This window comes from Streptomyces johnsoniae (assembly GCF_031845565.1).
Lineage (GTDB): Bacteria > Actinomycetota > Actinomycetes > Streptomycetales > Streptomycetaceae > Streptomyces > Streptomyces johnsoniae.
The window spans coordinates 105,399-131,405 of the sequence record NZ_JAVREV010000018.1 but is presented as its reverse complement, the minus strand read 5'-3'; the positions used below and the strand labels follow the sequence as shown (position 1 = coordinate 131,405).

The window sequence follows — 26,007 nt, the reverse complement described above, 5'->3', positions numbered from 1 at the left end:
TGGTGTGCCGCCACGCTGCCGCGGCGCGCTGACCTTCCGCTGGAACGACCGCTGGAACGCGCGCGGGAACGACCGCGGGAACGACCGCTGGAACGACCGCTGGAACGACCGCTGGAACACGGTGGCGGACAGCTGGCCGGGTTAGGCTCTGGCCATGGCTGAGGGGCTGCGTTTCGAACTGCTGGGACCGCTGCGCGCGTCGGACACCGGGGGCGAGGTGCCGCTCGGGGCGCCCCGGCAGCGCGCCGTCCTCGCGGTGCTCCTCCTCCAGGAGGGGCGCCCGCTGTCCTACGACGCGCTGGTCGACGCCGTCTGGGGTGAGGAGCCGCCGGCCCACGTGCGGAATCTGGTGCAGAAGTACGTCTCCGGGCTGCGGCGCGCCCTCGCTCCCGCGGCGGCGGGCGGCGACGGCCGGGTGGGGGGCGTTCGGCTGCGGTGGACGGGCAGCGGGTACCTGCTGAGCGGTGCGGAGATCACCGATCTGCGCGAGCGGCGCACCCTGCTCGGGCGGGCCCGCGCGGCCCGCGACGCGGGCGAGCTGCGGGCCGCGGTCGCGCTGGCCGGCGAGGCGGAGGCGCTGTGGCGCGGGGAGTTCGCCGAGGGGCTGGCCGGGCCGTATCTGGCGGCCGAGCGGCGGCGCTGGGCTGAGAAGCGGCTGATGGTGCTGGAGGCGAAGCTGGAGGGGGAGCTGTTCCTCGAGCGCTACCACGAGTGCATCCACGAGCTGGTCAGGCAGGTCGCCGCGCATCCGCTGCGCGAGCGGCTGGTGTGGCTGCTGATGCTGGCGCGCTACCGCAGCGGCCAGGGCACGGCGGCGCTGCGGGAGTTCGAGGAGGCGCGGCGCCGGATCGCCACGGAGCTGGGGGCGGACCCGGGGCCGGCGCTGCGCGCCCTGCACGAGCGCATCCTGCGTCAGGACCCGGGGCTGCTGTTCCCCGAACCGGCGCTCGTCTCCTGACCGTTCTGGTCTTTCTGGCCCTTCTGGTCCTTCTCGGGCGCGCGGTCGAGCGCCGCCAGCGTTCTGCGGGCCACCGGGTGCGTGCGCACGAGGCCGGCCAGTGTGGTCGAACCGCGGGTGATGCGGCCGAACGCGGCCCAGGCCGGACGGAAGCCGATCAACGCCGTGTGCAGCAGGCGGGGCCGCTCCGCGAAGATCGCCAGCACTCGGCGTCCGACGCCCATTTCGACGCCGAGGCCCGACTTGATGGCGAAGGTGTAGTTGAGCGCCTGCCGCCGGGCGTCCACCGCGTCCCCTGCCTCGGCGATCCGCACCGCCCACTGCCCGGCCAGCCGCCCCGAGCGCAGCGCGAACGAAATGCCCTCGCGCGTCCACGGCTCGAGCAGCCCGGCGGCGTCGCCGCACACCAGCACCCGGCCGCGGGAGAGCGGCGAGTCGTCCGTGCGGCAACGGGTGAGGTGGCCCGAGGAGATGGACGGCTCGAAGCCGGCCAGACCCAGGCGCGCGATGAAGTCCTCCAGGTAGCGCTTCGTCGCGGCGCCCTCCCCGCGGGCGGAGATCACACCGACCGTGAGCGTGTCCCCCTTGGGGAAGACCCACCCGTAGGAGCCGGGCAGCGGGCCCCAGTCGATCAGGACGCGCTCCGCCCAGTCGCGGGCCACCTCGGGCGGGACGGGGATCTCGGCCTCCAGGCCGAGGTCCACCTGTCCCAGCCGCACGCCGACGTGCGCGCCTATCCGGCTGGCGCTGCCGTCGGCGCCGACGACCGCCCGCGCCAGCAGTGTTTCGCCGCCGGCCAGTACCACGGCGACGGTACGCCGGTCCGGCACGGCCGGGCCGTGCTGCTCCACGCGCGAGACGGTGGTGCCCGTGCGCAGTTCCGCGCCGGCCTTGACCGCGGCCTCGACCAGCCGCTGGTCGAACTCCGGCCGGTTCACCAGGCCGAACAGCATCCGTTTGGAACGCCGGGTGCGGGCCAGCCGGCCGTTCAGCGAGAACGTGACGGCGTGCACCCGGTCGCGCAGCGGCAGTTCGAAGCCGGGTGGCAGCGCGTCGCGGGAAGGGCCGATGATGCCGCCGCCGCAGGTCTTGTAGCGCGGCAGCTCGGCCTTTTCCACCAGCAGGACGCGGCGGCCGGCCTCCGCCGCGGCGCGGGCGGCCGAGGCGCCCCCGGGCCCGGCCCCCACCACCACGACGTCCCACACCACTTCGGCCCCGGTTTCGTTCTCGCTGCTCACGATGTGCTGCCGCTCCCCGCTGCGTCTGACGATTCGGTCACCGCAGGGCATCCTAGTTCGCCGTGGGAGCGGGAACGGGCTGTGGGATCATCGGCAGGTCCCCTGTTCTCACACACGCGTTGGGGCGCGTTCCATGTGTCGTGCGCCCGCGCGAAGGAGCGTTCGATGGTTCACAGCCCCGAGCACGCCGCGCTGGCCGCCGCCGTCGCGTCGCTCATGCCCCGCGCGAAGGACGAGCTGGCCGAGCTGGTGGCCTTCCGTTCCGTGGCGGACGCGGCACAGTTCCCGCCCGCCGAATGCGACGCGGCGGCCGAGTGGATAGCCGCGGCGCTGCGGGCCGAGGGCTTCCCCGAGGTGGCGCTGCTCGACACCCCGGACGGCACGCGGTCCGTCTACGGCCACCTGCCGGGGCCGCAGGGCGCGCCGACGGTGCTGCTGTACGCGCACTACGACGTGCAGCCGCCGCTCGGCGAGGAGGAGTGGACCTCGCCGCCGTTCGAGCTGACCGAGCGGAACGGGCGCTGGTACGGGCGTGGTGCCGCGGACTGCAAGGGCGGCGTGCTGATGCATCTGCTGGCCCTGCGGGCCCTGCGCGCCGCGGGCGGTATCCCGGTCGGCGTGAAGGTGATAGCCGAGGGCTCCGAGGAGCAGGGCACCGGCGGCCTCGAACGGTACGCGGAGGCGCACCCCGAGCTGCTGACCGCCGATGCCATCGTGATCGGTGACTCGGGGAACCTGCGGGTCGGGCAGCCCACCGTGACGGCGATGCTGCGCGGCATGGTCGTGCTGCGCGTGCGGGTGGACACGCTGGAGGGCAACCTGCACTCGGGGGCCTTCGGCGGGGCCGCGCCGGACGCGCTGGCCGCGCTGATCCGGATGCTGGATTCGCTGCACGCCGCGGACGGCTCCACCACGGTCGACGGGCTGACCGGCGACGGCACCTGGGAGGGCACCGGGTACCCGGACGAGGAGTTCCGCACGGACGCCAAGGTGCTGGACGGCGTCGGGCTGATGGGGTCGGGCTCTGTCGCGGACCGGGTCTGGGCGCGGCCCTCGGTGACCGTGCTCGGCATCGACTGCCCGTCCGTGGTGGGGGCGACGCCCTCGGTGCAGGCGAGCGCGCGGGCGCTGGTGAGTCTGCGGGTGCCGCCCGGGATACCGGCGCGGAAGGCCGGCGAACTGCTGGCCACGCACCTGGCGTCGCGGGCGCCGTGGGGCGCGCGGGTCGGCGTCGAGGTGTCGGGCGAGGGCGAGGGGTTCCGCGCCGACACCACGAGCCCCGCCTACGGCTCGATGGCCTCCGCGCTGCGGGAGGCGTACGACGGTACGGAGATGGCGGTCGTCGGCCAGGGCGGCTCGATACCGCTGACCAGCACGCTCGCCGGGCTCTACCCGGAGGCGGAGATCCTGCTGATCGGCCTGAGCGAACCGGCCGCGCAGATTCACGCGGTGGACGAGAGCGTCTCGCCCGATGAGCTGGAACGCATGTCGGTGGCGGAGGCGCTGTTCCTGCGCCGGTACGCGGCCGCGCCGCGCGGCTGAACGCCCCGTTCGGCCCCGGCGGCCGGCCCCCGGCGGCGCGGGGGCCCGCCGCGTCAGCGGTGCCGGCCGGTCCTGCGGCGGGCGAGGAGGACGGCGCCGGTGACGGCCGCGGCGGTCAGGCCCGCGCCGGCGAGCAGCATCGTGTCGTTGTCGGACTGGGTGCCACCGACGCCCGCCTGCGCGCCGCGGGTGGGCAGCACCGTGGAGCTGGCCGTCGGCGAGGCGGTGGAGGTGCCCGTCGGCGAGGGCGAGGCGGTGGCGGCCAGGATCGTCAGCGTCGCGGTGCCCGACTGCGCGCCGCAGGTGAACGTGACGTCGTACTCGGCGCCCACCCGGGCGTCGGTGTCGACGGTCGTGCGGGCGCTCTGCAGTTCGCCCGGCATGCCGAGGACGACCCGGTCGAAGACCGCGGACTCGGCGGTCGCCTCGTGCCTGGTGCAGTTGGTGACCGTCAGGTCGACCGCGCCGCCCGGACGGACGGCGGCCGGTGAGACGCTGAAGCCGAACGACGCGGCCTTCGGCCGGGCCGCCCGCTCCTCGCCGAGGGCGAGCGCGGCGGGCGCTCCCGTTCCCAGAATCGTTGCCCCCAGCCCGGCGGCGGCCAGTGCGGTTCGCAGTGCTCTCATCGAAAGGCTCCTCTGTCGGACGTGCGCGTCACCCTGCACAGCGACATTAAGCAGATGAAATGCCTCACAACTCACCAAGAGCGACATACGGGTTAAGGGGTGCCGCCGTTCGCGTTACCCGGCGTCACCCGGCGTCCGTCATGCGCGCGTAGACGACCACGTTGTCCTCGTAGCCCGAGCTCTGCTCGAAGCTGCCGCCGCAGGTGATCAGGCGCAGCTCCGCGCGTCCCGTGTCGTGGTAGACCGAGGGCGGGACCTGGTCCTTGTCGTACACCGCGACGTCGTACACGGTGAAGGCGACGGCCACGCCGTCCTCCCTGATCACCTCGACGGCGTCCCCGGGCCGCAGGACGCCCAGGCCGTAGAAGACGGCCGGGCCCGCCGCGTTGTCCACGTGCCCGACGATCACGGCGGTGCCGCGGGCGCCGGGCGCGGCGGCGTCCTCGTACCAGCCCGCCAGGTTGGCGATCTCCTGCGGCGGCGCCTCGACCCAGCCCTCCGGGTCGAGGCCGACGTTCATCAGCGGGGCCTCCACCTCGATCGAGGGGATCGACACCCAGGTGGGCACCGCGGGCGGCAGCGGCTCCACCACCCCTGCCCGCCCGCCGGCGGCGCCCGCCTCGCGCCGCACGTCCTCGGGCTGGGGCGGCGGGGCCTGGCCCCCGGTGCCCGCGGCCATGATGGAGATGCCGAGGGCCACCGTGCCCGCCATGACGGCCAGGGCCGCCCGGAGTCCCCAGCCGGAACGGTCCCCGGCGGGGTCGTCGTCGTAGGGGTGGTCGTCGGCTATGTATTCCGGTCGCTCCGGCAGGCGCATGGGCTGTCACCGCTGTGGCAGGGCTCTTTCCCCTTCTCCGGGGCCGTCACCGCCACGCTAGGTCCGACGCGGGCGGCGCGCGATTCGGCGGCCGGGGATCAGGTGCCGACGGGCACGCCGGCCTCCAGGTTGAGCGGGCGGCCCTCGGCGCGGGCGCGCAGCGCCCATCGCAGCCGGGCGAACCTGCCGGGCGAGAGCAGCCGTTCGGCCTCGTCCTGTGCGGCGAACCGCCAGCCGCGGAGTTCGGCGCCGGGCAGCAGCAGGTCCCGCATCCGGTCGGCGCCGAGCCGTCCGCCGTCGAACAGCAGGCGGAGCCCGCCGAACCGCGGCGGGGAGGGCGGTTCCCAGTCCACGATGAGCAGTGCGGGCTCGCGGGTGAGGTGCAGGCCGAGTTCCTCGGCCACCTCGCGGACGGCGGCGCGGGCCGGCGGCTCCCCTGCCTCGACGACGCCGCCGGGGAACTCCCAGCCCGGCTTGTACGTGGGGTCCACGAGCAGGACGCGGTCCTCGTCGTCGAAGAACAGCACACCGGCGGCGAGTGTTTCGGCGCTGGGCGCGGGGGTCTGCACGATCTCGCAGGTGCCGTCGCCGCGTCTGACGCCCTCGGCGAGCCGTTCCGCGGTCTGCCTGGGGGTGAGCCGGGAGGTCTCGACGGTGTGCGCGTCGGCGGTCAGCCACGGCAGCGCCGCGCCGTACCGCGGCAGGTGCCCGAGGCACCAGCCGCGCACGGCGTCGCCGTCGACCGCGGCCCGCTGGTCGATACGGTCGCGCAGGAACGTTTCTTCAACGTGGAGCAGGAAGTGCTGCACGGGTATCCGGCGGGCGGCGAACCCGCCGAATATCTCGTCGCGGTACTCCTGCTCCAGCAGCGTCAGCGGCGCGATCAGCGGCCCGGGCAGCTCGGACAGCAGGGCGGCCCCGGTGTCCACCACCAGGCGCCGCCAGGACGGGAGGTCCTGGACGTCGTCGACGTGCGCCAGGCGCTCCTTGGGCAGCATGGAACGCAGCCCCGCGGCGACCAGCTCCGGGTCGTACAGCGTGCTGCCGGGCAGCAGGTGGAGCAGCTCGTGCGCGGCAGTCGTCTTGCCTGCGCCGAAGGCGCCGTTCAGCCAGATAATCACGGTCCCCCTCCTTGTTCGCCCTTGAGTCAGTTGCCCGCTGCACCCCGTGCCAAAAACGTGCCGGCCTCGCTCCAGCAGGCCGCGGCGGCGCCGACCAGGCCCGCGTCCGTGCCGAGCTGGGCGGGTACGACCTCGATGTCCCGCACGAACGGCAGCGCCGCGTACTCGCCGAGCGCGCGGCGCAGCGGGCCGAAGAGCACCTCGCCCGACTGGCTCACTCCCCCGCCGACCACCACGGTCTCCAGCTCGACCAGGGTCGCGGTGGCCGCGATGCCCGCGGCGAGGGCGTGCGCCGAGCGTTCGAACGCCTCAAGGGCCACCGGGTCGCCCTGCGCCGCGGCCCGCGCCACGCCCGCCGCGGTGGCGTCGCCGCCCGGCCGGTCCGGGCGCCAGCCGGCGGCGAGCGCGTAGCGGGCGATGTTGGTGCCGCTGGCGATGCGCTCCACGCAGCCGCGCCCGCCGCACGGACAGAGGTCACCGTTGAAGTCGACGCTGATGTGGCCGATGTGCCCCGCGTTGCCGGTGGGTCCTGGCCGCAGCCGGCCGTCGAGGATCAGGCCGCCGCCGACACCGGTGGAGACCACCATGCACAGCGCGTTCCGCCGGCCGCGGGCGGCGCCGCGCCAGTGCTCGCCCGCGGCGATGGCCGCGCCGTCGCCGACCAGGGTGACGGGCAGGTCACCCGCCGTCTTGCGCACGCCCTCGACGAGCGGGAAGTCCCGCCAGCCGGGGATGTTGACCGGGCTGACCGTGCCGGTGCGGGCGTCGACCGGGCCCGCGCTGCCGATGCCCACGGCGCCGACGCGCTCCCACGCGGCGTGCTCCCGCAGCGCCGCGACCACGTCGGTCAGGGCGCGCAGGACGCCTTCCGCCGGGTCCTTGGCCGGGGTGGGGCGCTGAACGCGGTGGAGGAGTTCGCCGTCGGCGTCCACGAGGGCACCGGCGATTTTGGTGCCGCCGATGTCCACGGCGGCGACAAGATCAGTGGTCATGGAGAGGAAGCCTGATCCGTGGTGGCCTGGGTTGTCCAGTCCGGTTTCGCCTGGCTACGCGGTGCGACGGCCCGCCAGCGCGGCGAGGCCGGGGCGTCCGATGCCGGCGAGCGCGGTGACCTCGGCGGCGTCGAGGGCGCCGCAGTCGAGTCCGCGCAGCAGGAATGCGCCCAGCGCACGGGCGGTGGCGGGCTCGTCCAGCACCTCGGCGTCTCCTTCTCCGGTGCCCGCCAGGTAGGTGGCGAGGCGGTCCGCGGCATCCGGCAGGCCCTCCCGGTAGTAGGCGTAGACGGCCGCGTAGCGGGTCGGCAGGTGGCCGGGGTGCATGTCCCAGCCCTGGTAGTAGGCGCGGGCCAGGGCGCGGCGGACGAGGCCGTGGTGGAGCCGCCAGGCGCGATGGACCTGCTGGGTCGACCCGACGGGCAGCACGTTGGTCGAGCCGTCGGAGAGCTGGACGCCGCGCCCCGCGGCGGCGGCCTGCATGACCGCCTTGGCGTGGTCGGCCACCGGGTGGTCCGGGGCCTGGTGCGCGGCGCCGACCTGGCAGGCCGCGCTGTAGTCGAAGGTGCCGTAGTGCAGCGCGCGGACCCGGCCGTCCCCGGCGTCGATCATGCGGGCGACGGTGGCGCGGCCGTCGGCGCCGAGGACGGCCTGGGTGGTCTCGACCTGGATCTCGAACGTGAGCCGGCCCGGCGGCAGGCCGCCCGCCTTCTCGAACTCCTCGCACAGCCGCGCCATCGCCGCGACCTGCTGGGCGTAGCCGGCCTTGGGCAGAGTGATCCGCAGTCCGGGCGGAAGGGTGCCGGCGTCGAGCAGCGTGGTGAGGAACACGTCCAGCGTGCGGATGCCGCGCGTCCGGACGGCGGCCTCCAGGCACTTCATGCGCAGGCCGGCGAACGGCGGTGCCGCGCCCTCGGCGTGGGCGCGCGCGAGCAGGCGGGCGGCGCGGGCCGCGTCGGCGTCCTCCTCGGCGTCCGGTCGCTGGCCGTAGCCGTCCTCGAAGTCGATCCGCAGGTCCTCGACCGGCTCCCGGGCGAGCTTGGCGAGCACCCGGTCGTACACGGGGGCGGCGTGGGCGCGGGGCATGCCGAGCGCGGCGGCGAACGCGTCGGCATCGGGGGCGTGTTCGGCGAGGAGTGCGCGGGCCGCCGCGCCGAGGGCGGGCACGGTGTCCGCGGCGAACCGGTCGGCGGGCACGTACACGGTGTGGACCGGCTGCCGTTCGGCCGGCTCGCCGGGGTAGCGGCGCGCGAGGTCGGCGTCGACGGCGGCGAGTGAGGCGTCGACGTCCGCGCGTAGGGCGGCCGTCAGGCTCGTGGCCACCGCGTGCTGCCCGCTCATGCGTCCTCCGCCCGGTGAGGATCAACCCGATTCAACATTTCGTTGAAAAACGCTCGTCCGCGACGCTATCCGGCCGCGCGACGAAACACAACGGGACGGGCGTCATCCGGTGTTCACGGTGCGCCGCCTCATCGCCACGGGGGCTTGACCAGTGGGCAAAGGCGGCGTCATGTAACTGCCGCAGGCTGGTGACCAGCGGAAATCCCGCGCTGTGAGTGATGCGGAGGACTGTCGTGGAGTATCAACAGCTGCTCGTCGGGCTCGCGTTCGGCATGCTGACCGAGGACAACGGAAGCGGCCCGCCGCCGGCGATCGCAGGGCACGAGGCCGACCGCAGGCGGTCGAGCGCGGCGGCGGCACGGGCGGGGCACGCCGCGCCCGCGGCGCGCACGAAGCGACGACGGTGGACGGGCCGCCCGCGCGGCACGGCGCCCGCCGCGGTCACCTGACGGCGAGGGCGGCGGGCGGCGGCGCGGATCAGCCCTTGCGGGCCCGCACCTCGTCGGTGAGCGCCGGGACGATGTCGAACAGGTCGCCGACCACGCCGTAGTCGGCCAGCTCGAAGATCGGGGCCTCGTTGTCCTTGTTGATGGCCACGATGGTCTTCGAGGTCTGCATGCCGGCGCGGTGCTGGATCGCGCCCGAGATGCCGGCGGCCACGTACAGCTGCGGCGAAACGGTCTTTCCCGTCTGGCCGACCTGGTGGGAGTGCGGGTACCAGCCCGCGTCGACGGCGGCCCTGGAGGCGCCGACGGCGGCGCCGAGGGAGTCGGCGAGCGCCTCGATGAGCGCGAAGTTCTCCGAGCCGTTCACGCCGCGGCCACCGGAGACCACGATGGCGGCCTCCGTGAGGTCCGGCCGCCCGGTGGACTCGCGCGGGCTGCGCTCGACGACCCTGGTGGCGGTGGCCGCCTCGCCGAAGGACACGGCCAGCTCCTCCACGGTGCCGGCGGCGGGCGCGGCCTCGGGGGCCGCGGAGTTGGGCTTCACGGTGATGACGGGCGTGCCCTGGGTGACGCGCGACGTCGTCGTGAACGCCGCGGCGAAGACCGACTGGTACGCGAGGGGACCGTCATCCCCCGCCGCCAGGTCCACGGCGTCGGTGACGAGGCCGGAGCCGAGGCGCAGGGCGAGGCGGGCGGCGATCTCCTTGCCCTCGGCGGAGGAGGGGATCAGCACGGCCGCGGGCGACACCGCCGCGGCCGCCGCGGCCAGGGCGTCCACCTTGGGCACGACGAGGTAGTCGGCGAACTCCGGGGCGTCCGCGGCCAGTACCCGCACCGCGCCGTGCTCGGCGAGCACTCCGGCGGCGTTGCCGGCGCCGGGGCCGAGGTGGACGGCGACGGGGTCGCCGATGCGCCGGGCCAGGGTCAGCAGCTCCAGGGTGGGCTTGCGGACGTCGCCTTCCAGGTGGTCGACGTAGACAAGAACTTCGGCCATGGGATCGTTCTCCAGCGGGACGTGCGGACGGGTGGGCTTGTCGGGTGCGGGCCTGCCTGGCCCGTCAGATGAACTTGCGCTCCGCGAGGAAGGCCGCGAGCAGCTTGCCGCCCTCGCCCTCGTCGGTGACGACCTCGCCGGCCGTGCGGGCCGGGCGTTCGGTCGCGGAGGTGACCTCGGTCCTCGCCCCGGCCAGGCCGACCTCCTCGGCCTCGATCCCGAGGTCTTCCAGGTCCAGGCTCTCCACCGGCTTCTTCTTGGCGGCCATGATCCCCTTGAACGAGGGGTAACGGGCCTCCCCCGACTGGTCGGTGACGGATACCACCGCGGGCAGGGCCGCTTCGAGCCGCTCCGTCGCGGCGTCGCCGTCGCGCCTGCCGGTGACCCTGCCGTCGGCGAGGGACACCTCGGACAGCAGCGTGACCTGGGCGGCGCCGAGCCGCTCGGCCAGCAGGGCGGGGAGCACGCCCATGCTGCCGTCGGTCGAGGCCATACCGCAGATGACCAGGTCGTAGCCGGTGTGCTCGATGGCCTTGGCGAGCACGAGCGAGGTGCCCATCACGTCGGTGCCGTGCAGGTCGTCGTCCTCGACGTGCACGGCCTTGTCCGCGCCCATGGACAGGGCCTTCCGCAGCGCGTCGTTCGCGTCCTCGGGGCCGACGGTGACGACGGTGACCTCGGCGTCGTCGGCGTCCTCCGCGATGCGCAGGGCCTGCTCGACCGCGTACTCGTCCAGCTCGGACAGCAGGCCGTCCACTGCCTCCCGGTCGGTGGTCAGGTCCTCGGCGAATCGCCGGTCGCCGGTGGCGTCGGGCACGTACTTCACACAGACAACGATCTTCAAGCTCACGCCGGCTCTCTCCTACTGCATGTCGGTCCGCACACGGGTACGGGAAGATCACCCGGATTGTTACTCGTCAGTACATCCAGGGTATCCCCCGTACGCAAGAATGTCCCACTGTGACGTTGCCTACGTGCGTATTGTCAGATCAGACACCGTGTCAGGCCCGATCGGTCAGGCGGCGCCGCCCCGGTCATCGTTCCCGACCGCGTCGCCGAGCGCCGCGATGACGTCCGCCTTCCGCGGTTGTCCCGCCGCCCTGCGCATCTCGCGGCCCGCGGCATCCAGCACCAGAACGGTGGGGGTGGCACGGATGCCCAGCTCCCGCACAAGTGCGAGGCGGGACTCCGCGTCGATCTCCACGTGCGCCACGCCCTCGACCATCCCGGCCACCTCGGCGAGCACTTGCCGGGTGGCGCGGCAGGGCCGGCAGAACGCGGTGGAGAACTGCACAAGCGTCGCCCGCCGGCCGAGACTCCCGGCGCCCAGTTCCGCCGCGGTGAGCCGCCGCCCGGTGCCCTGCCCGTCCATGTCCCTGCCTCCGTACCGCGTCCGCCGCCGTTCCCGATGGTCCAGAAGCACCGCGGCGCAGGCATTCATTCCGCGGCGCGGGAGCGGGGACATCCCCTGCGGCCTCGGCACCGGGCTGGCGCTCGTGGCCGCTTTGGGGCACCATCGGGCGACGTCGGAAGTTACGGAGGCGTAGGTTCCCACCGCTCGGAAGAAGGGTCCCCCGCATGGCAGAGCTTGTTTACCCGCCGGTCATTGCCGCTGCGCGGACGATGTTCAAGGCGCTCGATCTGCGCTTCGACATCGCCGGCAGCGAGCATGTGCCGCGGCGCGGCGGTGCCGTGCTCGTCAGCAACCACATCGGCTACCTCGACTTCATCTTCGCCGGGTTCGCGGCGCGGCCGGCGAAGCGGCTGGTGCGCTTCATGGCCAAGGAGTCCGTTTTCCGCCACCGGGTCTCGGGGCCGCTGATGCGGGCCATGAAGCACATTCCCGTGGACCGGGCGCAGGGCGAGCACGCCTTCGATCACGCGCTGAAGTCGCTGCGCTCGGGCGAGATCGTCGGTGTCTTCCCCGAGGCGACGATCTCCCCTTCGTTCACGCTGAAGAAGTTCAAGTCGGGTGCCGCGCGCATGGCGCAGCAGGCCGGGGTGCCGCTGCTTCCGGTGGCGCTGTGGGGCACGCAGCGGCTGTGGACCAAGGGCCGCAAGCGGGACTTCAGCCGCAGCCACCTGCCGATCACCATTCGCATCGGCGCGCCGATGGAGGCCGACCCGGCGGAGTCGGCGGCCTCGGTGACCGAGCGGCTGCGCGAGCGCGTGCAGGAGCTGCTCGTTGCCGCGCAGCAGGCCTACCCGGCCAAGCCCAAGGGTCCCGAGGACTCCTGGTGGCTGCCCGCGCACCTCGGCGGCACCGCGCCCGCACCGCCCGCGCCCAAGACGCCGTAGCCTTGGCCCGGCGGGGCGGGCCCCGCCGGGCCGCCTCAGCGTGCCATCTCCTCGCGGAGCGCGTCGAGGAAGGCGTCGACGTCCTCCTCGGTGGTGTCGAACGAGCACATCCACCGCACGTCGCCGGCCGCCTCGTCCCAGAAGTAGAAGCGGTGGCGCTTGCGCAGCCGCTCGCTCACGTCGTGCGGCAGGCGGGCGAAGACGCCGTTGGCATCGACCGGGTGCAGAACGGTCACCCCCGGCACCTCGCGGGCCCCGGCGGCCAGCCGCGCGGCCATGGCGTTGGCGTGCCGGGCGGAGCGCAGCCACAGGTCGCCGGCGAGCAGCGCCTCGAACTGGGCGGAGACGAAACGCATCTTGGACGTCAGCTGCATGGACAGCTTCCGCACGTGGTGCATCGCGCGCACGGCCTCGGGCCGCAGGACGAGGACGGCCTCGCCGAACATCATCCCGTTCTTCGTGCCGCCGAAGGACACCACGTCCACGCCCGCGTCCGTGGTGAAGGCGCTCATCGGCAGGCCGAGGGCCGCGGCGGCGTTGGCGATGCGGGCGCCGTCGAGGTGGACGGCCATGCCGCGCTCGTGCGCGAAGTCGCTGACGGCGCGGATCTCCTCGGGGGTGTACAGGGTCCCGAGCTCCGTGCTCTGGGTCAGCGAGACGACCTGCGGCATGGCGCGGTGCTCGTCGTCCCAGCCGAACGCCTCGCGCGCGACCAGCTCGGGGGTGAGCTTGCCGTCCGGCGCGGGGACCGGCAGCAGCTTCAGGCCGCCGACCCGCTCGGGGGCGCCGCACTCGTCGACGTGTATGTGGGCCGTCGTGGTGGTGATGACGGCACCCCACCGGTCGGTGAGCGCCGTCAGGGCGACGACGTTGGCGCCGGTGCCGTTGAAGACGGGGAACGCCTCGGCGCGCGGGCCGAAGTGGGCGCGGAAGACCTCCTGGAGGTGGGCCGTGTAGTCGTCGGCTCCGTAGGCCGGCTGGTGGCCGCCGTTGGCCAGCGCGAGGGCGGCCAGGATCTCGGGGTGGACGCCCGCGTAGTTGTCGCTGGCGAAACCGCGGACGGCCGGGTCGTGGTGGCGCCGTGCGTCGGTCGTCACGGCTTCTGGGTGAGCCACAGGCGGGTTCCGTTCACTTTCTCCGGGGGCCTGCTCCACAGGCCGCAGATGGTCTCGGCCAGCTCGCGGACGTCGGTGTAGCCCGCGAACGCGGCGCCCGGTTTCCGGTCGCGCATGGCGTCGGTCACCAGGGCCTTGACGACGACGACGGTGGCCGCCGCGGTCAGCTCCTCGCCTGCCGCGCCTCTGCGGAAGCCGTCGGCGAGGGCCAGGGTCCACGCCTCCGCGGCTGCCTTGGCCGCGGCGTAGGCGGCGTTGCCCGCGGTCGGGCGGCTGGCGCCCGCCGCGCTGATCAGGACGTAACGGCCGTTGCCGCTGCGGCCCAGCGGGCCCTCGAACGCCAGCGAGGTGTGCTGCACGGTGCGCAGGAGCAGGTCGTGCAGCAGCTGCCAGTCGGCGAGGTCGGTCGCGGCGAAGGACGCCGAGCCGCGCCACCCGCCGACGAGGTGGACCAGGCCGTCGATGCGGCCGTGCTCCTTTTCGGTCCTGTCCGCCCAGGCGCGCGCCGCCGCCGGGTCGAGCAGGTCGACGGTGTCGCCGGTGACGGTGGCGCCGCCGTGCGCGAAGCGGGCCGCGTCCACGCCCTCGGCCAGGCGCTCGGCGTCCGCGTCGGCCGCCACGACGGTGGCGCCATCCTGCGCCAGGCGCAGCAGCGTGGCCCGCCCCGCGGGCCCGCCGGCGCCGGCCACCGCGACGACCGCGCCCGCCAGGGGGCCGCGGGCCGGGTCGGGGGTGCTCGTGGTCATCCTGGTCGCCTCCTCTTCTCGTCCATCATGCCCCTCGGTGGGCGCGACGATCACGCCGCCCTGGCCGCCGGATCGTCTCCGGCGGTGATGCCGCGGGTCGATTCGATCACCGTCCTGAGCTTCCTGGCCAGCGCCTCGTAGAAGAGGCTGAGCGGAAACTCGTCCGGCAGCACGTCGTCGACGAGCTTGCGGGGCGGCAGCGTGAGGTCGAGGGCGTCGGGGCCTTTGGCCCACCGCGAGCCCGGGTGCGGTGCGAGGTAGGCGGACACCAGCTCGTACGCCTTGAGCCAGTGCACGATCTTGGGGCGGTCGATGCCCTTGCGGTAGAGGACTTCGATGTCCTCGCGCAGCCGGGCGGTGATCTCCCGGGCACGCTCCCAGTCGATGCTCAGCCGGTTGTCCGTCCAGCGCAGGGCATCGTGCCGGTGGAGATAGGCGAAGAGCAACTGGCCGCCGAGGCCGTCGTAGTTGCGGTTGCGCGGGCCGGTGACGGGGAACCGGAAGAGGCGGTCGAGCAGCACCGCGTACTGCACGTCGCGCCCCTGCGCGTGCCCGTCGGCGGCGAGCCGGCCGGCCTCGTGGAAGGCGGTGAGGTCGCAGCGCAGCTCCTCAAGGCCGTACATCCAGAACGGCTGGCGCTGCTTGATCATGAACGGGTCGAACGGCAGGTCGCCGTGGCTGTGCGTGCGGTCGTGGATCATGTCCCACAGCACGAACGTCTGCTGGCAGCGCTGCTGATCGGTGAGCAGGCCGCCTGCCTCCTCGGGCAGGTCGAGGCCGGTGGTCCCGCAGGCGGCGCCGACGACGCGGCGGAAGCGGGCGGCCTCGCGGTCGCAGAAGATGGCGCCCCAGGAGAAGCGCTCGGGGGCCTTGCGCACCGCGATGGTCTCGGGGAACAGGACGGCGGAGTTGGTGTCGTACCCGGGGGTGAAGTCCTCGAAGGTGATGCCGAGGAACATCGGGTTGTCGAAGCGGGTGCGCTCCAGCTCGGCGAGCCAGTCCGGCCACACCACGCGCAGCACGACAGCCTCCAGGTTGCGGTCCGGGTTGCCGTTCTGCGTGTACATGGGGAAGACGACGAGGTGCTGGCGCCCGTCGGTGCGCGCGGCACTGGGCCGGAAGGCCAGCAGCGAGTCGAGGAAGTCGGGCACGCCGAAGCCGTCCGCGGCCCAGCGGCGCAGGTCGGCGACGAGTGCGCGGTGGTACGCCGCGTCGTGGGGCAGCAGCGGGGCCAGCCGCTGGACGGCCGAGACGGCGTGCTCGATCTCGCGTGTCACCGCGGCCCGGCTCGGGGCGCCCTCGGCCTCGAAGTCGATCGAGCCGTCCTTGGACTGCGCCGGGCGCACGGCCTCCACGGCGCGTTTCAGCTCGGGCCACGCGGGGTGGTCGATCACGCGGGCGGTCGTCGAACCGCCGCCATCCGGGGTGATGGACGCCAAAGTTTCCGTCATGGCCCGCCCTCCACAGTAGATTTTCCGTACGACCACGGTATCCGGAGCAGATCGTCCGTTCAACCGGTCGTTCGTGGGGAACTGCGTACGCCGCGGCGCCGGACGCCGTTCAGCCCACGGACACCGGGGGCGCCTAGGGTTGCCGCATGCCGCTGCTGACCGTCGGACACCGCGGGCTGATGGGCGTGGAGCCGGAGAACACCCTGCGGTCGTTCCGCCGGGCGGACCGGGCCGGCCTCGACGTCATCGAGCTCGACCTGCACCTGAGCAAGGACGGCGACCTGGTGGTCATCCACGACGCCGAGGTCGACCGGACCACGGACGGCTCCGGGGCCGTCGGCGACCTGACGACGGCCGAGCTGCGCGCCCTCGACGCGGGCCTGGGCGAGCGGATTCCGCTGTTCGCCGAGGTGGCGGACGCGGTGGGCGCGCCCCTTCAGGCCGAGATCAAGGACCCGGCGGCGGCGCGGGTCCTGGCCGGCGTCGTCGAGGAACGGCGGCTGCACGGCCGCGTCACCGTGATCTCCTTCCATGACGACGCGCTGCGCGAGACCCGCCGCCTGCTCCCCGGCATCCCCCTCGCTCTCGTCACCGGTGAGACCACCGCGACCGCGCCGGAGCGGGCGGCGGCGCTGGACGCCGGGATGATCTCCTGCGAGCTGCCCGCGCTGGACGCCGACGTGGTCGGGCGTGCGCGTGCCGCCGGGCTGCACGTGATCAGCTGGACCGTCAACACCGCCGCGGAGCTGGCCCGCGCCCGGGAGCTGGGGCTCGACGGTGTGGTGACCGACGAGCCCGGGATCGTGCGGGCCGTCAGGGCAGCCGCTTGACCAGCACCTCGAACGCGAGGCCCGCCATGCGGGGCACGCCGAAACGTTCGTCGCCGTAGGGGAACGGGACCGTCCGGCCGGTGCGCACGTAGCCGCGGCGCTCGTACCAGGCGATCAGGCTGGTCCGCGGAGTGAGCACCTGCATTTCCAGGTGCCGGGCGCCCCACTCCTCGCGGACCACCCGTTCCGCCTCCGCCAGCATCAGACGGCCGACTCCCGCCGCCTGGAGGTCGGGCCTGACCGCGAACATCCCGAAGTGCGCGGCGGGCTCGCCCGCCCGCCCGGCCTCGCGGACCAGGCGGCAGCAGGCGACCAGCTCAGCGTCACGCTCGGCCAGGAGCAGCCGCCCCGCCGGGTCGGCGAGTGCGGCCCCGACCTCGTCGGGCCCGGTGCGGCGGCCGTCCAGCAGGTCGGCCTCCGTGGTCCAGCCCGCCCGGCTCCGCTCGCCGCGGTACGCGGACTCCACCAGCGTCACCACGGCGGGCACATCGGCCTCGGACGCGGTGCGGAAGCTCAGTTCTGCGGTCGTCCCCACGCGGTGCATCGTACGCCGCGCTCCCCATGCCCCCGTGCGCTCCCGTACCGCCCGCGCCCGCCGGGCAGCCTTCCCGCGGACACCCGCGGAGGAGCGGCCGATGCACGGACCCGAGCTGGTGGGCTGGCTGCTCGCCGCCCTGTGCGGCGGCACGGGCGGGTACTGCCTGCTGGGCGTCCGCGGCGGCCCTTCGCGGGTCAGGCAGGCGGCGGCGGTGGAGGCGGTGATGGGGCTCGGCATGGCGCTGATGGCCGTTCCAGCGGCCAGGGCACCGCACCTGCCGCCCGCCGCGTTCGCCGTTCTTTTCGGGGCGGCGGCCGTATGGGCGGCGGCACTCCTCGCGGCCGGGACCGCCCACCAGGGGCACCACGTACTGGAAGGGCTGGCCATGGTCTACATGGCGGTGGCCATGGCCGCGGACGCCCCGGCGCACGCCGGGCACGGGCCGGGCGGCGTGCCCGCCGTGACGGCGGCGCTCCTGGTGTACTTCGCGCTGTACGCGCTGCGCACCGGGCCGCGGCTGCTGCCCGCCGCGGCGGACCGCGGCAGCCCTGGGGGCGTCGCCGCAGGCCACGGGACCGGCCACCCGCGGCGCGCGCCCGAGGTCGCCGCCGCCTGCCGGCTGACGCTCGCGCTGGGGATGCTGGCGATGCTCGCCACGCTGTGAGGCGTGCGTCACGGGAACAGGTGCCCGGTTCCCGCGCGCCGTGCGGGGCGTTCTACGCTGGTGTCATGGTGATCGCCATGACACTGCTCGTGCTGGGCGGCCTCACCGCGGCGACGGCGCCGCGCGTGCTGGCCCGTGGGTCATGGCCGGACCGGGAGCCGGTGCTCGCGCTGTGGGTCTGGCAGTGCGTGGTGGCCGCCGTGCTGCTGTGCTGCGTGCTGGCGATGGCCCTTTCCGGGGCCGCGGCCTGGCACGGCGTGCGCGGCCAGGTCTTCGCGCCCGCTCCGAGCCACGTCGTCGACGCGTACGCGCTTCAGCCGGACGGCCAGCGCTGGGCCGCCGCGGTGGCCGTGCTGCTCGCCTGCGGCGGGGCGTGGACGGCCGTGATGCTCACCCGCGAGGTGCGCAGGGCCCGTGCCGAGCGCAGGCGCCGCCGCGCCGAGCTGCTGACGCGCTCGCCGCGGCTGCCGTGGGAGGCGGCCGACGCCTCGGACCGGCTGATCGTGCTGGAGGACGACCGTCCCGACGCCTGGCTGCTCGACGGCCCCGCCTCGCGCCTGGTGATCACCACGGGCGCGCTGCGGCGGCTGAACCGGCGGCAGCTCGACGCCGTTCTCGCCCACGAGCAGGGGCACGTCAAGGCGCGGCACCACTGGCTGCTGCACTGTTCCGGCGCGCTGGCCAACGGCTTTCCGCGGGTTCCGGTGTTCGCCGCGTTCCGGCACCAGGTGCACCGGCTGGTCGAGCTGGCCGCGGACGACGTCGCCTCCCGCCGCTTCGGCCGGCTGACGACCGCGCTGGCGCTGGTCGGGCTCAACGAGGACCGCGGCGCGTTCACGCGCGGTCCGCACCACGCGCACGTGCCGCAGCGGGTGCACCGGCTGCTGACGCCCGCGCAGCGGCTGCCCGTGTCGCGCCGGCTGCGGCTGACGGCCGCGGCGACGCTGGTGCCTGCCGTTCCGCTGCTGATCGCCTTCGCGCCCGGGCTCACCGCACTGGGCGGCTGAGGCGGGCTGGCAGCCTCCCGGACGCGCGGGCAGGATCATGCCATGGCGATCACGGGTGTGCTTTTCGACTTTTCCGGAACGCTCATGAGGATCGAGCCGGCGGTCTCCTGGCTGGGAGCGGCGGCCGAACGCACGGGCATCTCCTTCGGCGCGGACGAGCTGCGGCGGAAGGCCGCCGAGCTGGAGGCCGCCGGGGCCCTGCCCGGCGGCGCGTCACCGCGTTCGGTCCCGCCCGGGCTGGCGGAGCTGTGGCGCGAGCGGGACCGCGACGCGAGCAGGCACCGCGCCCTGTATACCGGGCTGGCCCGCCAGGTGCCGCTGCCGCGGCCCGAGCTGTACGAGGCGCTGTACGAGCGGCACTGGCAGCCCGCGGCGTGGCAGCCGTACCCGGACACCGCGGAGGTGCTGGGCGAGCTGTCGGAACGGGGGGTGGGGATCGCCGTGGTCAGCAATATCGGCTGGGACGTGCGTCCCGTCTTCCGCGCGCACGGCCTGGAGAAGTGGATCGACACGTTTGTGCTGTCCTTCGAGCACGGCATCCAGAAGCCCGACACCCGGCTGTTCCGCATGGCGTGCGACCGGCTCGGCCTCGCCCCCCAGCACGCCCTGATGGTCGGGGACGATCCGGTCGCCGACGCCGGCGCCGCGGCGCTCGGCTGCGCCGTGCACCTGGTCCCGCACCTGCCGGCGCCGGAACGGCCGGACGGGCTGCGGCCCGTGCTGCGGCTGGTGGGCTGAGCAAAAAAGCCCACGGTGGTATCGGGCGGTCCCCCGCGCCGCCCGATACCGCCGTGGGCACCGGACAGGACTCCGCGCCTACCGGGGCGGCTGTCCGGGGCTGTGCTGAGTATATTGACTGTGAGCCAGCCAACGGGAGTCCAGCATGTCCCCTCGCAGCGCTTCGGTCAATGAAGAAATGCGCCGACGCTCGCGTCGGCGGCTGCTCGACGCGACCGTCGAGCTGGTTTCCGAGCGGGGCTTCGAGGCGACGACGCTGGGCGACATCGCAGACCGGGCGGGGTCCGCGCGCGGTTTGATCTCTTACTACTTCCCCGGGAAGCGGCAGCTTCTGCAGTCGGCGGTGCACCGCATGATGCATCTCACACTTCAGGAGGCGCTGGAGCGGGCACCGGCCCCGTCCGGGCCCCGCGCGGGCCAGGAGTGGCTGGCGCGGGCCATCGACGCGATCCTGGCGCTCGCGCAGGACCGGCCGGTGCTGATGCGGGCGCACATGGCGGGCCTGCTCCAGCAGGAAGGCTTCATCCAGTGCGCCGAACAGCAGCGGCTCGCCGTGCTGCTGCGCGAGGCCGTCGCCAAGTACGGGTCGCCCGACCCGGACATGGACTACCCGCTGCTGCGGGCGCTGTTGATGGGTGCGGTCGTCGCCCAGCTGCTGCCGGGCGCGCCGATGCCGCTGGCCCGGCTGCGGGCCGAGTTGTTCTCACGGTACGGGCTGCCGTGGAGCCTCGGTGTCCCGCCGGGCGAGGAGCCGTCCGGCGGGACACCACCGCAGTTCGTTCTGCCTCAGCGGTAATAGCTCGGCTGCGTCTGGGCGTTCAGCTCGTCCAGGTGCACCCGGCGGGCGCTGTCGGTGCGGCGGTCGTCGATCCGCAGCACGTCCAGGCCCTTCTGGTCGTTGGAGTAGATGTAGCCGTTGTAGTAGTAGGAGGACCAGGCGCCGCCGAAGGCGAGGACGTCGGAGGTGAGCGGTCCCCGTTCGAAGTAGCCGATCTCACGAGGGTTCTCCGAGTCGGTGAACTCCCAGACGGAGACGCCGCCCTGGTACCACGCCTGCACCATGATGTCGCGGCCCCTGGCGGGGATCAGCGAACCGTTGTGCGCGACGCAGTTCTCGGTGTCGGCCTGGTGGCGCGGGATCTTGAAGTAGCTCTGGAACGACAGCTCGCGCCCGTCCCCGCGGCCGGTGATGTGGTAGATGCCGTTGGCGCCGAACTCGTCACCGGTTTCGGCGTTGCAGGTCGCGCCCCCGCCGCCGCCCAGCTCGTCGGCGAAGACGACCTTCCTGCCGTCCTGGCTGAAGGTGGCGGAGTGCCAGAAGGCGAAGTGCTCCTCGTCCCGCACCCGGTCGATGATGCGCGGCCGGTCGGGGCGGGAGATGTCCATCAGGACGCCGTCGCCCATGCAGGCGCCCGCGGCGAGGCGGAGCCGGGGGTAGGCGGTGATGTCGTGGCAGCCGCTGGTGGCGGAGCTGTTGTCGTCACCGGGGAAGCCACCGTCGGGGAACAGAGGGTCGAAGCTGGAGAGTTCGGCCCGCTCCGGCGCCCGGCGCGGCACCTCGACGATCGAGATGCCGTCGTGCGGCGGTTGGCAGTCGGGGAACATCTCGCTCGGCGCGTAGGAGGAGACGTACACGTAGACGCTGCGGCGGTCGGGGACCAGGGTGTGCGTGTGCGAGCCGCAGGCGGTCTCGACGGCGGCGACGTACTCGGGGTTGCGCACGTCGCTGATGTCGAAGACCCGGACGCCCTCCCAGGACGACTCCTCCGTGGGCGGCTGCGACGTGCTCGCACAGGAGTCGTCGTTGCGCGAGGAGTCGACGGACAGGAACAGCAGGTCGCCGTCGACGGAGATGTCGTTCTGGCTCCCCGGGCACAGCACCTGGCTGACGATCCGGGGGGAGGCGGGCCGGGCGATGTCGTAGACGACGAAGCCGTCGTAGTTCCCGGCGAACGCGTACCTGCCCTGGAACGCGATGTCGGAGTTGGTGCCGGCCAGGCCCTCCGTGCTGGGCACGTTGGCCACGTGCGTGATGTTGTCACTGTGCACGATCTCATCGACACCGGGTATGTCGCCGCTGCGGATGGCGGCTTCGGCCGCCCCCTGTTCCTGCGGGGACAGCTCCTGCGGGCTCGCGGGGGCGTCGCCGGGGTCGGGGGTGGCGGCTGCCGGGGCCGTCATACAGATGGTGGCGAGCAGTCCGGCCACGGCCGCGACCGCGCCGAGCCGTCCGCGCCGAACGGGGTTTCTGTGCAACGATGTCACCATCGTCCTCCCTCGAATCCGCGTATCCCCCGCGGAGTTGACCGGTACATGGGCCCCATCAGTATCCGCCCAGGCATGTCCATATCAAAGTAGGTAATGTGGGCGGCGTCTCCGCAGGCTCGCGCGAGGAGGATTCCGTTGACGGACCGCCGCCGCTTCCGGCACACGGCCCTGGCCGCCGCACTGGTGCTCGCCGTGGCCGCGGGCTGCACCGACGATCCGGCGCCCGCGGACGAGGCCGGTGACGCCCCGCAGGTCATCGCGCCCGGCAGGCCGGGCGAGGAGGCCGGGACTCTGTCGCCCGAGGAGGCGAGGGAGGCCGGCGGCGAAGGGACCGAGCCGACCGCGTCGGACTTCGCGTTCATGCGGATGATGGTCGAACACCACGAGCAGGCCGTGGAGATGACGGGCCTCGCGGAGCAGCACGCCGAGGACGGCCGGGTCCGGCGGCTGTCCGAGCGCATCGCGGCCGCCCAGGGGCCGGAGATCGAGGCCATGAACGCCTGGCTCACGCGCAACGCGGGCCACGAGGCGGACGCCGGCCATGGTGGGCATGACCCGACCGCGATGCCAGGCATGGCCTCGGCGGAGGAGCTGGCCGAGCTGACGGCCGCGCGGGGCGAGGCGTTCGACGAGCTTTTCCTCGACCTGATGGTGCGCCACCACGAGGGCGGCGTGAGCATGGCCGCGGACGCGCTCGCCGGGGCCGGTGACGTCACGGTGGAGCAGCTGGCCAACGACATCGTCGCGACGCAGACTGTGGAGATCGAACGGCTTGAGGAGCTGCGCTAACGGCGCGCGTGCCCGGGGCTCAGGTAGCCCTTGCCGCGGGCCGCGGCGATCAGCCGCAGCGATCTGCGGCGGCTGCGGCCGGTGGCGTTCATGACGGCGAGCACCGGGTCGGTGCCCGCCTGCTGGGCCGCGAGGTATGCCTCGGCGGCGATGCGGCGGCCCGGCCGGCCGCCGGTCCTGCGGCGCGCGGCTCGGTGGCCGCCCCCGGCCGCGGGCGACGGGGGCCGTTCCGGCTCCGGCCCCGACTCCCGTGCGCCCGGCTCGGCTTGCTGCCGTTCTTCCTGTTTCTCCTGTTTCTCCTGTTCCTCGCGTTCCTCGCGCTGAGCACGCTGCACAGCTTCCCGCGGCGGCTCCTCGGGGCCCGGCGCGGGTACCGCGTCCTGGCCGGGGGCCCGGGTCTCCGGCTCCGCCACGGTGTGGCCGGTCAGGGCCCGGCACACGTCCCGGAGCGGCTCGCCGATGCGCTCGGTCAGGGTGCCGAAGCCGTCCACCGGCAACGGCGGATCGGCCCGCATGTCCTCGATGAGCACCCGGTCCCCGCTGACCTGCGCGAGAACGTCGATACGGGCCCCGTCGGCAAGGACGAGCCCGACGCTGAACCACGGTGGCAGGCCCGGCGCCCCGCCCGCCGCCGGGGCGGCGGAGCCGTGCCCGCGCAGCTCCCACACCGGCCGGTCCGGCGTTGGGCCGTCCGGCTGATGACCGCCCGGAAAGCCGGAAAAGCTACTCTTCACCACGGAGGCAACCTAGACCGAAGCCCGCGCCCCGCGCCGGGCGGCGCGCACCCGCCCGCGCGCACAGCACCCCGACAGCTCACTCCCACAAGTGCGCCTTGAGTGGGATGCTGGAGACTCCGTCCTTACTCGGCGGTGCAAGGAGCTGTCACATGCTTCGGATTGCGGTGGTGGGATCGGGGCCGAGCGGGGTGTACACCGTTCAGTCCCTGCTCGATCAGCTGGCGGCGCGGCAGGTCCCGGTGGCCGTGGACGTGCTGGACCGGCTGCCCTGTCCATTCGGTCTGGTGCGCTACGGCGTGGCCCCGGACCACGAGAAGATCAAGTCGCTCCAGGGCACCCTGCGCCAGGTGCTCGAACGGCCCGGGGTCCGCTTCCTCGGGAACGTTCCGGTGGGTGAGGGCGGCGTGCCGACGCGGCGGCTGAGCGAGCTGTACCACGCCGTCGTCTACTGCGTCGGCGCGGCCCGCGACCGGCGGCTCGGCATTCCGGGCGAGGATCTGGCCGGCAGCTGCTCGGCCACGGACTTCGTGTCCTGGTACAGCGCGCACCCGGACGCCCTGGACGCGGGCTTCCCGCTGTCCGCGCGCGCCGCCGTGGTGATCGGGGTCGGCAATGTGGCGGTGGACGTGGCCCGCATCCTGGCACGCGGCGCGGACGAGCTGCGGCTGACCGACATGCCGCAGGGGCCGCTGGACGAGCTGGCGGCCGGTGCGGTGCGGGACGTGTACATGGTCGGCCGGCGCGGGCCGTCGCAGGCCAAGTTCACCACCAAGGAGTTGCGGGAGCTGGGGACGCTGCCGGGCGCGGACGTGGTCGTGGACGGCGAGGAGCTGGCCGCCGACCCCGGGTACGCAGATCCCGCGGGTCTTTCCGGTCCGGCGAAGCGGAACGTCGCGGCGCTGCGCGGTTGGGCGGGCGCCGCGGAGCACGGGCGGGAGCGCCGGATTCACCTGCGGTTCTTCCTGCGTCCGGCGGAGATCCTGGACGACGGGCGGGGCTCGGTGCGGGGCGTGCGGTTCGAGCGGACCGCCGCGGACGGTGCCGGCGGAGTCGTGGGCACCGGCCGGTTCGTGGACGTCGACGCGCAGCTGGTGCTGCGTTCCGTCGGCTACCGCGGCGTTCCGCTGCCCGGCCTGCCCTTCGACCCCCGCGGCGGAACGGTGCCGCACGCGCAGGGGCGCGTGCTGCGGGAGAACGTGCCCTCGCCCGGCGAGTACGTGGCGGGCTGGATCAAGCGGGGGCCGACGGGCGTGATCGGGACGAACCGGCCATGTGCCAAGGAGACCGCCGGTTCGGTGCTGGCCGACGCGCCGTCCCTGGCCCTGCGGCAGGTGACGGACGCCGATCCGCTGGACGCCCTGCGGGCGGCCGGGCTCGCGCCGGTGGAGTGGCCGGGGTGGCTGGGCATCGAGGCCGCGGAGGCGGCCCTGGGGCGGACGCTGTCCCGTGGCCCGGTGAAGATCGCCGACTGGGCGGGGCTGCTGACCGCCGCCCGCGGCGGCTGACCACGCGCGACGGCTGACCGCCGCCCGCGGCGGTACGCGTCCCGGCCGGCGGCCGGCCGCCGCCTTGTACGGTGACCCACGGTGGCCCGTACCGATGGCCCGTACCGATGGCCTTCGCGGCCGAGCACCAGGAGGAGTCCGCGTGAGCTCGCTGTTCGATCCCTGCACCCTGAGGTCGCTGACCATCCCCAACCGGGTGTGGATGTCCCCCATGTGTCAGTACTCGGCACGGACCTCGGGGCCGGAGACGGGCGTGGCGAACGACTGGCACTTCGCGCACTACGCGGCGCGGGCGGTGGGCGGCGCCGGGCTGATCCTCACCGAGGCCACGGCCGTCAGCCCCGAGGGCAGGATCAGTCCGGCGGACCTCGGCCTGTGGAACGACCGGCAGGAGGCGGCGCTGCGCCGGATCGCCACGGCGGTGCGCGAGCTGGGCGCGGTGATCGGGGTGCAACTGGCCCACGCCGGGCGCAAGGCGTCGGTCGACGCGCCCTGGCGGGGCGGCTCGCCGCTGGGCGAGGAGGCCCTCGGCTGGCGGCCGGTGGCGCCGAGCGGGCTCGCGTTCAGTCCCGGTCACGCGGTGCCCGCCCAGCTGAGCACCGCGCAGATCGCGGCCGTGACCGAGGACTTCGCCCGGGCGGCCGGGCGGGCGCTGGCCGCGGGCTGCCAGGTGGCCGAGGTCCACGGGGCGCACGGGTACCTCCTGCACCAGTTCCTCTCCCCGGTCAGCAACCGGCGGACGGACGCCTACGGCGGCGACTTCGCCGGGCGGGCGCGGTTCCCGCTGGAAGTGGTGGACGCGGTGCGGGCGGTCTGGCCCGCGGACCTGCCGCTGTTCTTCCGCGTCTCCGCAACGGACTGGCTCGCCGAGGGTGGCTGGACGCCGGACGACACCGTCCGGCTGGCGGCCGAGCTTCGGGCGCGCGGCGTCGACCTGCTCGACGTCTCCTCCGGCGGCAACGTGCCAGAGGCGCGCATTCCGGTCGGTCCCGGCTACCAGGTGCCGTTCGCGGCGCGGGTGCGGGCCGAGACCGGGCTGCCGGTCGGCGCGGTGGGCCTCATCACGGAGCCGCAGCAGGCCGAGAAGACCGTGGCGGACGGCGAGGCGGACGCCGTCTTCCTCGGCCGTCAGCTGCTGCGCGAGCCGTACTGGCCGCAGCGCGCCGCGCGGGAGCTCGGCCTGCCGCTCACCGGCGTGCCCGACCAGTACCGCAGGGCCCACTGAGCGCGGGGGGATTCGCCGGAC

At 74.1% G+C, this 26,007-nt stretch carries 28 protein-coding genes; 13 read left to right on the top strand and 15 right to left on the bottom strand.

All coding sequences use genetic code 11. The annotated features are described in order from the left end of the window. Window positions 1-4: 4 nt before the first annotated feature. Together RM779_RS27545 and RM779_RS27540 are read left to right on the top strand one after the other, a co-directional pair. On the top strand, window positions 5-145 hold the full coding sequence (locus tag RM779_RS27545) for a hypothetical protein (RefSeq protein ID WP_311620476.1): 141 nt from the start codon (window positions 5-7) through the stop codon (window positions 143-145). Window positions 146-154: 9 nt separating this feature from the next. Continuing rightward, window positions 155-958, top strand: a complete 804-nt coding sequence (locus tag RM779_RS27540) for an AfsR/SARP family transcriptional regulator (RefSeq protein ID WP_311620475.1) — start codon at window positions 155-157, stop codon at window positions 956-958. Here RM779_RS27540 and RM779_RS27535 read toward each other — a convergent pair. Further along, on the bottom strand, window positions 913-2,247 hold the full coding sequence (locus RM779_RS27535; protein WP_394813400.1) for a geranylgeranyl reductase family protein: 1,335 nt from the start codon (window positions 2,245-2,247) through the stop codon (window positions 913-915). The genes RM779_RS27540 and RM779_RS27535 overlap by 46 nt on opposite strands. A 114-nt stretch (window positions 2,248-2,361) precedes the next feature. Here RM779_RS27535 and RM779_RS27530 point away from each other — a divergent pair, with 114 nt between their 5' ends. Further along, complete coding sequence (locus tag RM779_RS27530; RefSeq protein WP_311620473.1) at window positions 2,362-3,738, top strand: dipeptidase; 1,377 nt, start codon at window positions 2,362-2,364, stop codon at window positions 3,736-3,738. A 53-nt stretch (window positions 3,739-3,791) separates the two neighbouring features. On the opposite strand, the gene RM779_RS27525 is transcribed toward RM779_RS27530, so the two are convergent. The 5 genes from RM779_RS27525 to RM779_RS27505 form a co-directional block, all read right to left on the bottom strand. Then, entirely contained in the window at window positions 3,792-4,364 is a 573-nt protein-coding gene (locus RM779_RS27525; protein ID WP_311620472.1) for a hypothetical protein, read from the bottom strand. 124 nt (window positions 4,365-4,488) lie between these two features. Continuing rightward, on the bottom strand, window positions 4,489-5,181 hold the full coding sequence (locus tag RM779_RS27520) for a class F sortase (RefSeq protein WP_311620471.1): 693 nt from the start codon (window positions 5,179-5,181) through the stop codon (window positions 4,489-4,491). Window positions 5,182-5,279: 98 nt separating this feature from the next. Continuing rightward, window positions 5,280-6,302, bottom strand: a complete 1,023-nt coding sequence (locus tag RM779_RS27515) for an NUDIX hydrolase (RefSeq protein ID WP_311620470.1) — start codon at window positions 6,300-6,302, stop codon at window positions 5,280-5,282. A gap of 26 nt (window positions 6,303-6,328) precedes the next feature. After that, the gene (locus RM779_RS27510) at window positions 6,329-7,294 is read right to left on the bottom strand and encodes an ROK family protein (protein WP_311620469.1); all 966 of its coding nucleotides are present in this window, start codon (window positions 7,292-7,294) and stop codon (window positions 6,329-6,331) included. Window positions 7,295-7,348: 54 nt separating this feature from the next. Next, on the bottom strand, window positions 7,349-8,635 hold the full coding sequence (locus RM779_RS27505; RefSeq protein ID WP_311620468.1) for a DUF6986 family protein: 1,287 nt from the start codon (window positions 8,633-8,635) through the stop codon (window positions 7,349-7,351). Between the two features lie 233 nt (window positions 8,636-8,868). Here RM779_RS27505 and RM779_RS27500 point away from each other — a divergent pair, with 233 nt between their 5' ends. Beyond that, window positions 8,869-9,084: a hypothetical protein gene (locus RM779_RS27500; RefSeq protein WP_311620467.1), complete on the top strand. Its 216-nt coding sequence runs from the start codon at window positions 8,869-8,871 to the stop codon at window positions 9,082-9,084. Window positions 9,085-9,112: 28 nt separating this feature from the next. Here the strand turns inward: RM779_RS27500 and RM779_RS27495 are convergent, their stop codons facing one another. From RM779_RS27495 to RM779_RS27485, 3 genes are all read right to left on the bottom strand, one after another. After that, window positions 9,113-10,075 carry an electron transfer flavoprotein subunit alpha/FixB family protein gene (locus RM779_RS27495; RefSeq protein WP_311620466.1) on the bottom strand — a complete coding sequence of 321 codons (963 nt, stop codon included), beginning with the start codon at window positions 10,073-10,075 and terminating at the stop codon, window positions 9,113-9,115. 64 nt (window positions 10,076-10,139) lie between these two features. Next, window positions 10,140-10,925, bottom strand: a complete 786-nt coding sequence (locus RM779_RS27490; RefSeq protein ID WP_077062950.1) for an electron transfer flavoprotein subunit beta/FixA family protein — start codon at window positions 10,923-10,925, stop codon at window positions 10,140-10,142. A gap of 165 nt (window positions 10,926-11,090) precedes the next feature. Then, the gene (locus RM779_RS27485; RefSeq protein ID WP_311620465.1) at window positions 11,091-11,447 is read right to left on the bottom strand and encodes a TlpA family protein disulfide reductase; all 357 of its coding nucleotides are present in this window, start codon (window positions 11,445-11,447) and stop codon (window positions 11,091-11,093) included. Between the two features lie 206 nt (window positions 11,448-11,653). Between RM779_RS27485 and RM779_RS27480 the strand changes: the two genes are divergently transcribed. After that, the gene (locus RM779_RS27480; RefSeq protein WP_311620464.1) at window positions 11,654-12,373 is read left to right on the top strand and encodes a lysophospholipid acyltransferase family protein; all 720 of its coding nucleotides are present in this window, start codon (window positions 11,654-11,656) and stop codon (window positions 12,371-12,373) included. 35 nt (window positions 12,374-12,408) lie between these two features. On the opposite strand, the gene RM779_RS27475 is transcribed toward RM779_RS27480, so the two are convergent. Genes RM779_RS27475 through RM779_RS27465 form a run of 3 tightly spaced genes read right to left on the bottom strand, consistent with a single transcriptional unit; the run spans window position 12,409 to window position 15,685 of the window. Further along, window positions 12,409-13,488, bottom strand: a complete 1,080-nt coding sequence (locus RM779_RS27475) for a threonine aldolase family protein (RefSeq protein ID WP_311620463.1) — start codon at window positions 13,486-13,488, stop codon at window positions 12,409-12,411. Next, window positions 13,467-14,234, bottom strand: coding sequence for an SDR family NAD(P)-dependent oxidoreductase (locus RM779_RS27470; protein ID WP_311620462.1), 768 nt, complete (start codon window positions 14,232-14,234; stop codon window positions 13,467-13,469). The genes RM779_RS27475 and RM779_RS27470 overlap by 22 nt, the downstream gene beginning before the upstream one ends. Before the next feature lie 50 nt (window positions 14,235-14,284). Beyond that, complete coding sequence (locus tag RM779_RS27465) at window positions 14,285-15,685, bottom strand: DUF6421 family protein (protein WP_311620461.1); 1,401 nt, start codon at window positions 15,683-15,685, stop codon at window positions 14,285-14,287. Window positions 15,686-15,831: 146 nt separating this feature from the next. Here RM779_RS27465 and RM779_RS27460 point away from each other — a divergent pair, with 146 nt between their 5' ends. Continuing rightward, entirely contained in the window at window positions 15,832-16,515 is a 684-nt protein-coding gene (locus tag RM779_RS27460) for a glycerophosphodiester phosphodiesterase (RefSeq protein ID WP_311620460.1), read from the top strand. On the opposite strand, the gene RM779_RS27455 is transcribed toward RM779_RS27460, so the two are convergent. Further along, window positions 16,499-17,050, bottom strand: coding sequence for a GNAT family N-acetyltransferase (locus RM779_RS27455; protein WP_311620459.1), 552 nt, complete (start codon window positions 17,048-17,050; stop codon window positions 16,499-16,501). The genes RM779_RS27460 and RM779_RS27455 overlap by 17 nt on opposite strands. A gap of 100 nt (window positions 17,051-17,150) precedes the next feature. Between RM779_RS27455 and RM779_RS27450 the strand changes: the two genes are divergently transcribed. The 4 genes from RM779_RS27450 (at window position 17,151) to RM779_RS27435 (ending at window position 20,258) form a co-directional block, all read left to right on the top strand. Next, entirely contained in the window at window positions 17,151-17,717 is a 567-nt protein-coding gene (locus tag RM779_RS27450) for a DUF5134 domain-containing protein (RefSeq protein ID WP_311620458.1), read from the top strand. 65 nt (window positions 17,718-17,782) lie between these two features. Further along, a complete protein-coding gene (locus tag RM779_RS27445; RefSeq protein ID WP_311620457.1) occupies window positions 17,783-18,724 on the top strand; it encodes a M56 family metallopeptidase in 942 nt (313 codons plus the stop codon). 42 nt (window positions 18,725-18,766) lie between these two features. Then, window positions 18,767-19,462, top strand: a complete 696-nt coding sequence (locus tag RM779_RS27440) for an HAD family hydrolase (protein WP_311620456.1) — start codon at window positions 18,767-18,769, stop codon at window positions 19,460-19,462. Window positions 19,463-19,607: 145 nt separating this feature from the next. Further along, on the top strand, window positions 19,608-20,258 hold the full coding sequence (locus RM779_RS27435) for a TetR/AcrR family transcriptional regulator (RefSeq protein ID WP_311620455.1): 651 nt from the start codon (window positions 19,608-19,610) through the stop codon (window positions 20,256-20,258). On the opposite strand, the gene RM779_RS27430 is transcribed toward RM779_RS27435, so the two are convergent. Beyond that, window positions 20,249-21,730 carry an LVIVD repeat-containing protein gene (locus tag RM779_RS27430; RefSeq protein ID WP_311620454.1) on the bottom strand — a complete coding sequence of 494 codons (1,482 nt, stop codon included), beginning with the start codon at window positions 21,728-21,730 and terminating at the stop codon, window positions 20,249-20,251. The two genes, RM779_RS27435 and RM779_RS27430, sit on opposite strands and share 10 nt — an antisense overlap. Before the next feature lie 135 nt (window positions 21,731-21,865). On the opposite strand from RM779_RS27430, the gene RM779_RS27425 reads away from it, so the two are divergent. Further along, window positions 21,866-22,519, top strand: a complete 654-nt coding sequence (locus tag RM779_RS27425) for a DUF305 domain-containing protein (protein WP_311620453.1) — start codon at window positions 21,866-21,868, stop codon at window positions 22,517-22,519. Here RM779_RS27425 and RM779_RS27420 read toward each other — a convergent pair. Next, entirely contained in the window at window positions 22,516-23,256 is a 741-nt protein-coding gene (locus tag RM779_RS27420; protein WP_311620452.1) for a DUF6214 family protein, read from the bottom strand. The genes RM779_RS27425 and RM779_RS27420 overlap by 4 nt on opposite strands. 149 nt (window positions 23,257-23,405) lie before the next feature. Between RM779_RS27420 and RM779_RS27415 the strand changes: the two genes are divergently transcribed. Together RM779_RS27415 and RM779_RS27410 are read left to right on the top strand one after the other, a co-directional pair. Further along, window positions 23,406-24,761 (top strand): FAD-dependent oxidoreductase, encoded by a 1,356-nt coding sequence (locus RM779_RS27415; RefSeq protein ID WP_311620451.1) that lies wholly within the window; start codon window positions 23,406-23,408, stop codon window positions 24,759-24,761. 142 nt (window positions 24,762-24,903) lie between these two features. Beyond that, window positions 24,904-25,986: an NADH:flavin oxidoreductase/NADH oxidase gene (locus RM779_RS27410; RefSeq protein ID WP_311620450.1), complete on the top strand. Its 1,083-nt coding sequence runs from the start codon at window positions 24,904-24,906 to the stop codon at window positions 25,984-25,986. The last annotated feature ends 21 nt before the right edge of the window (window positions 25,987-26,007 follow it).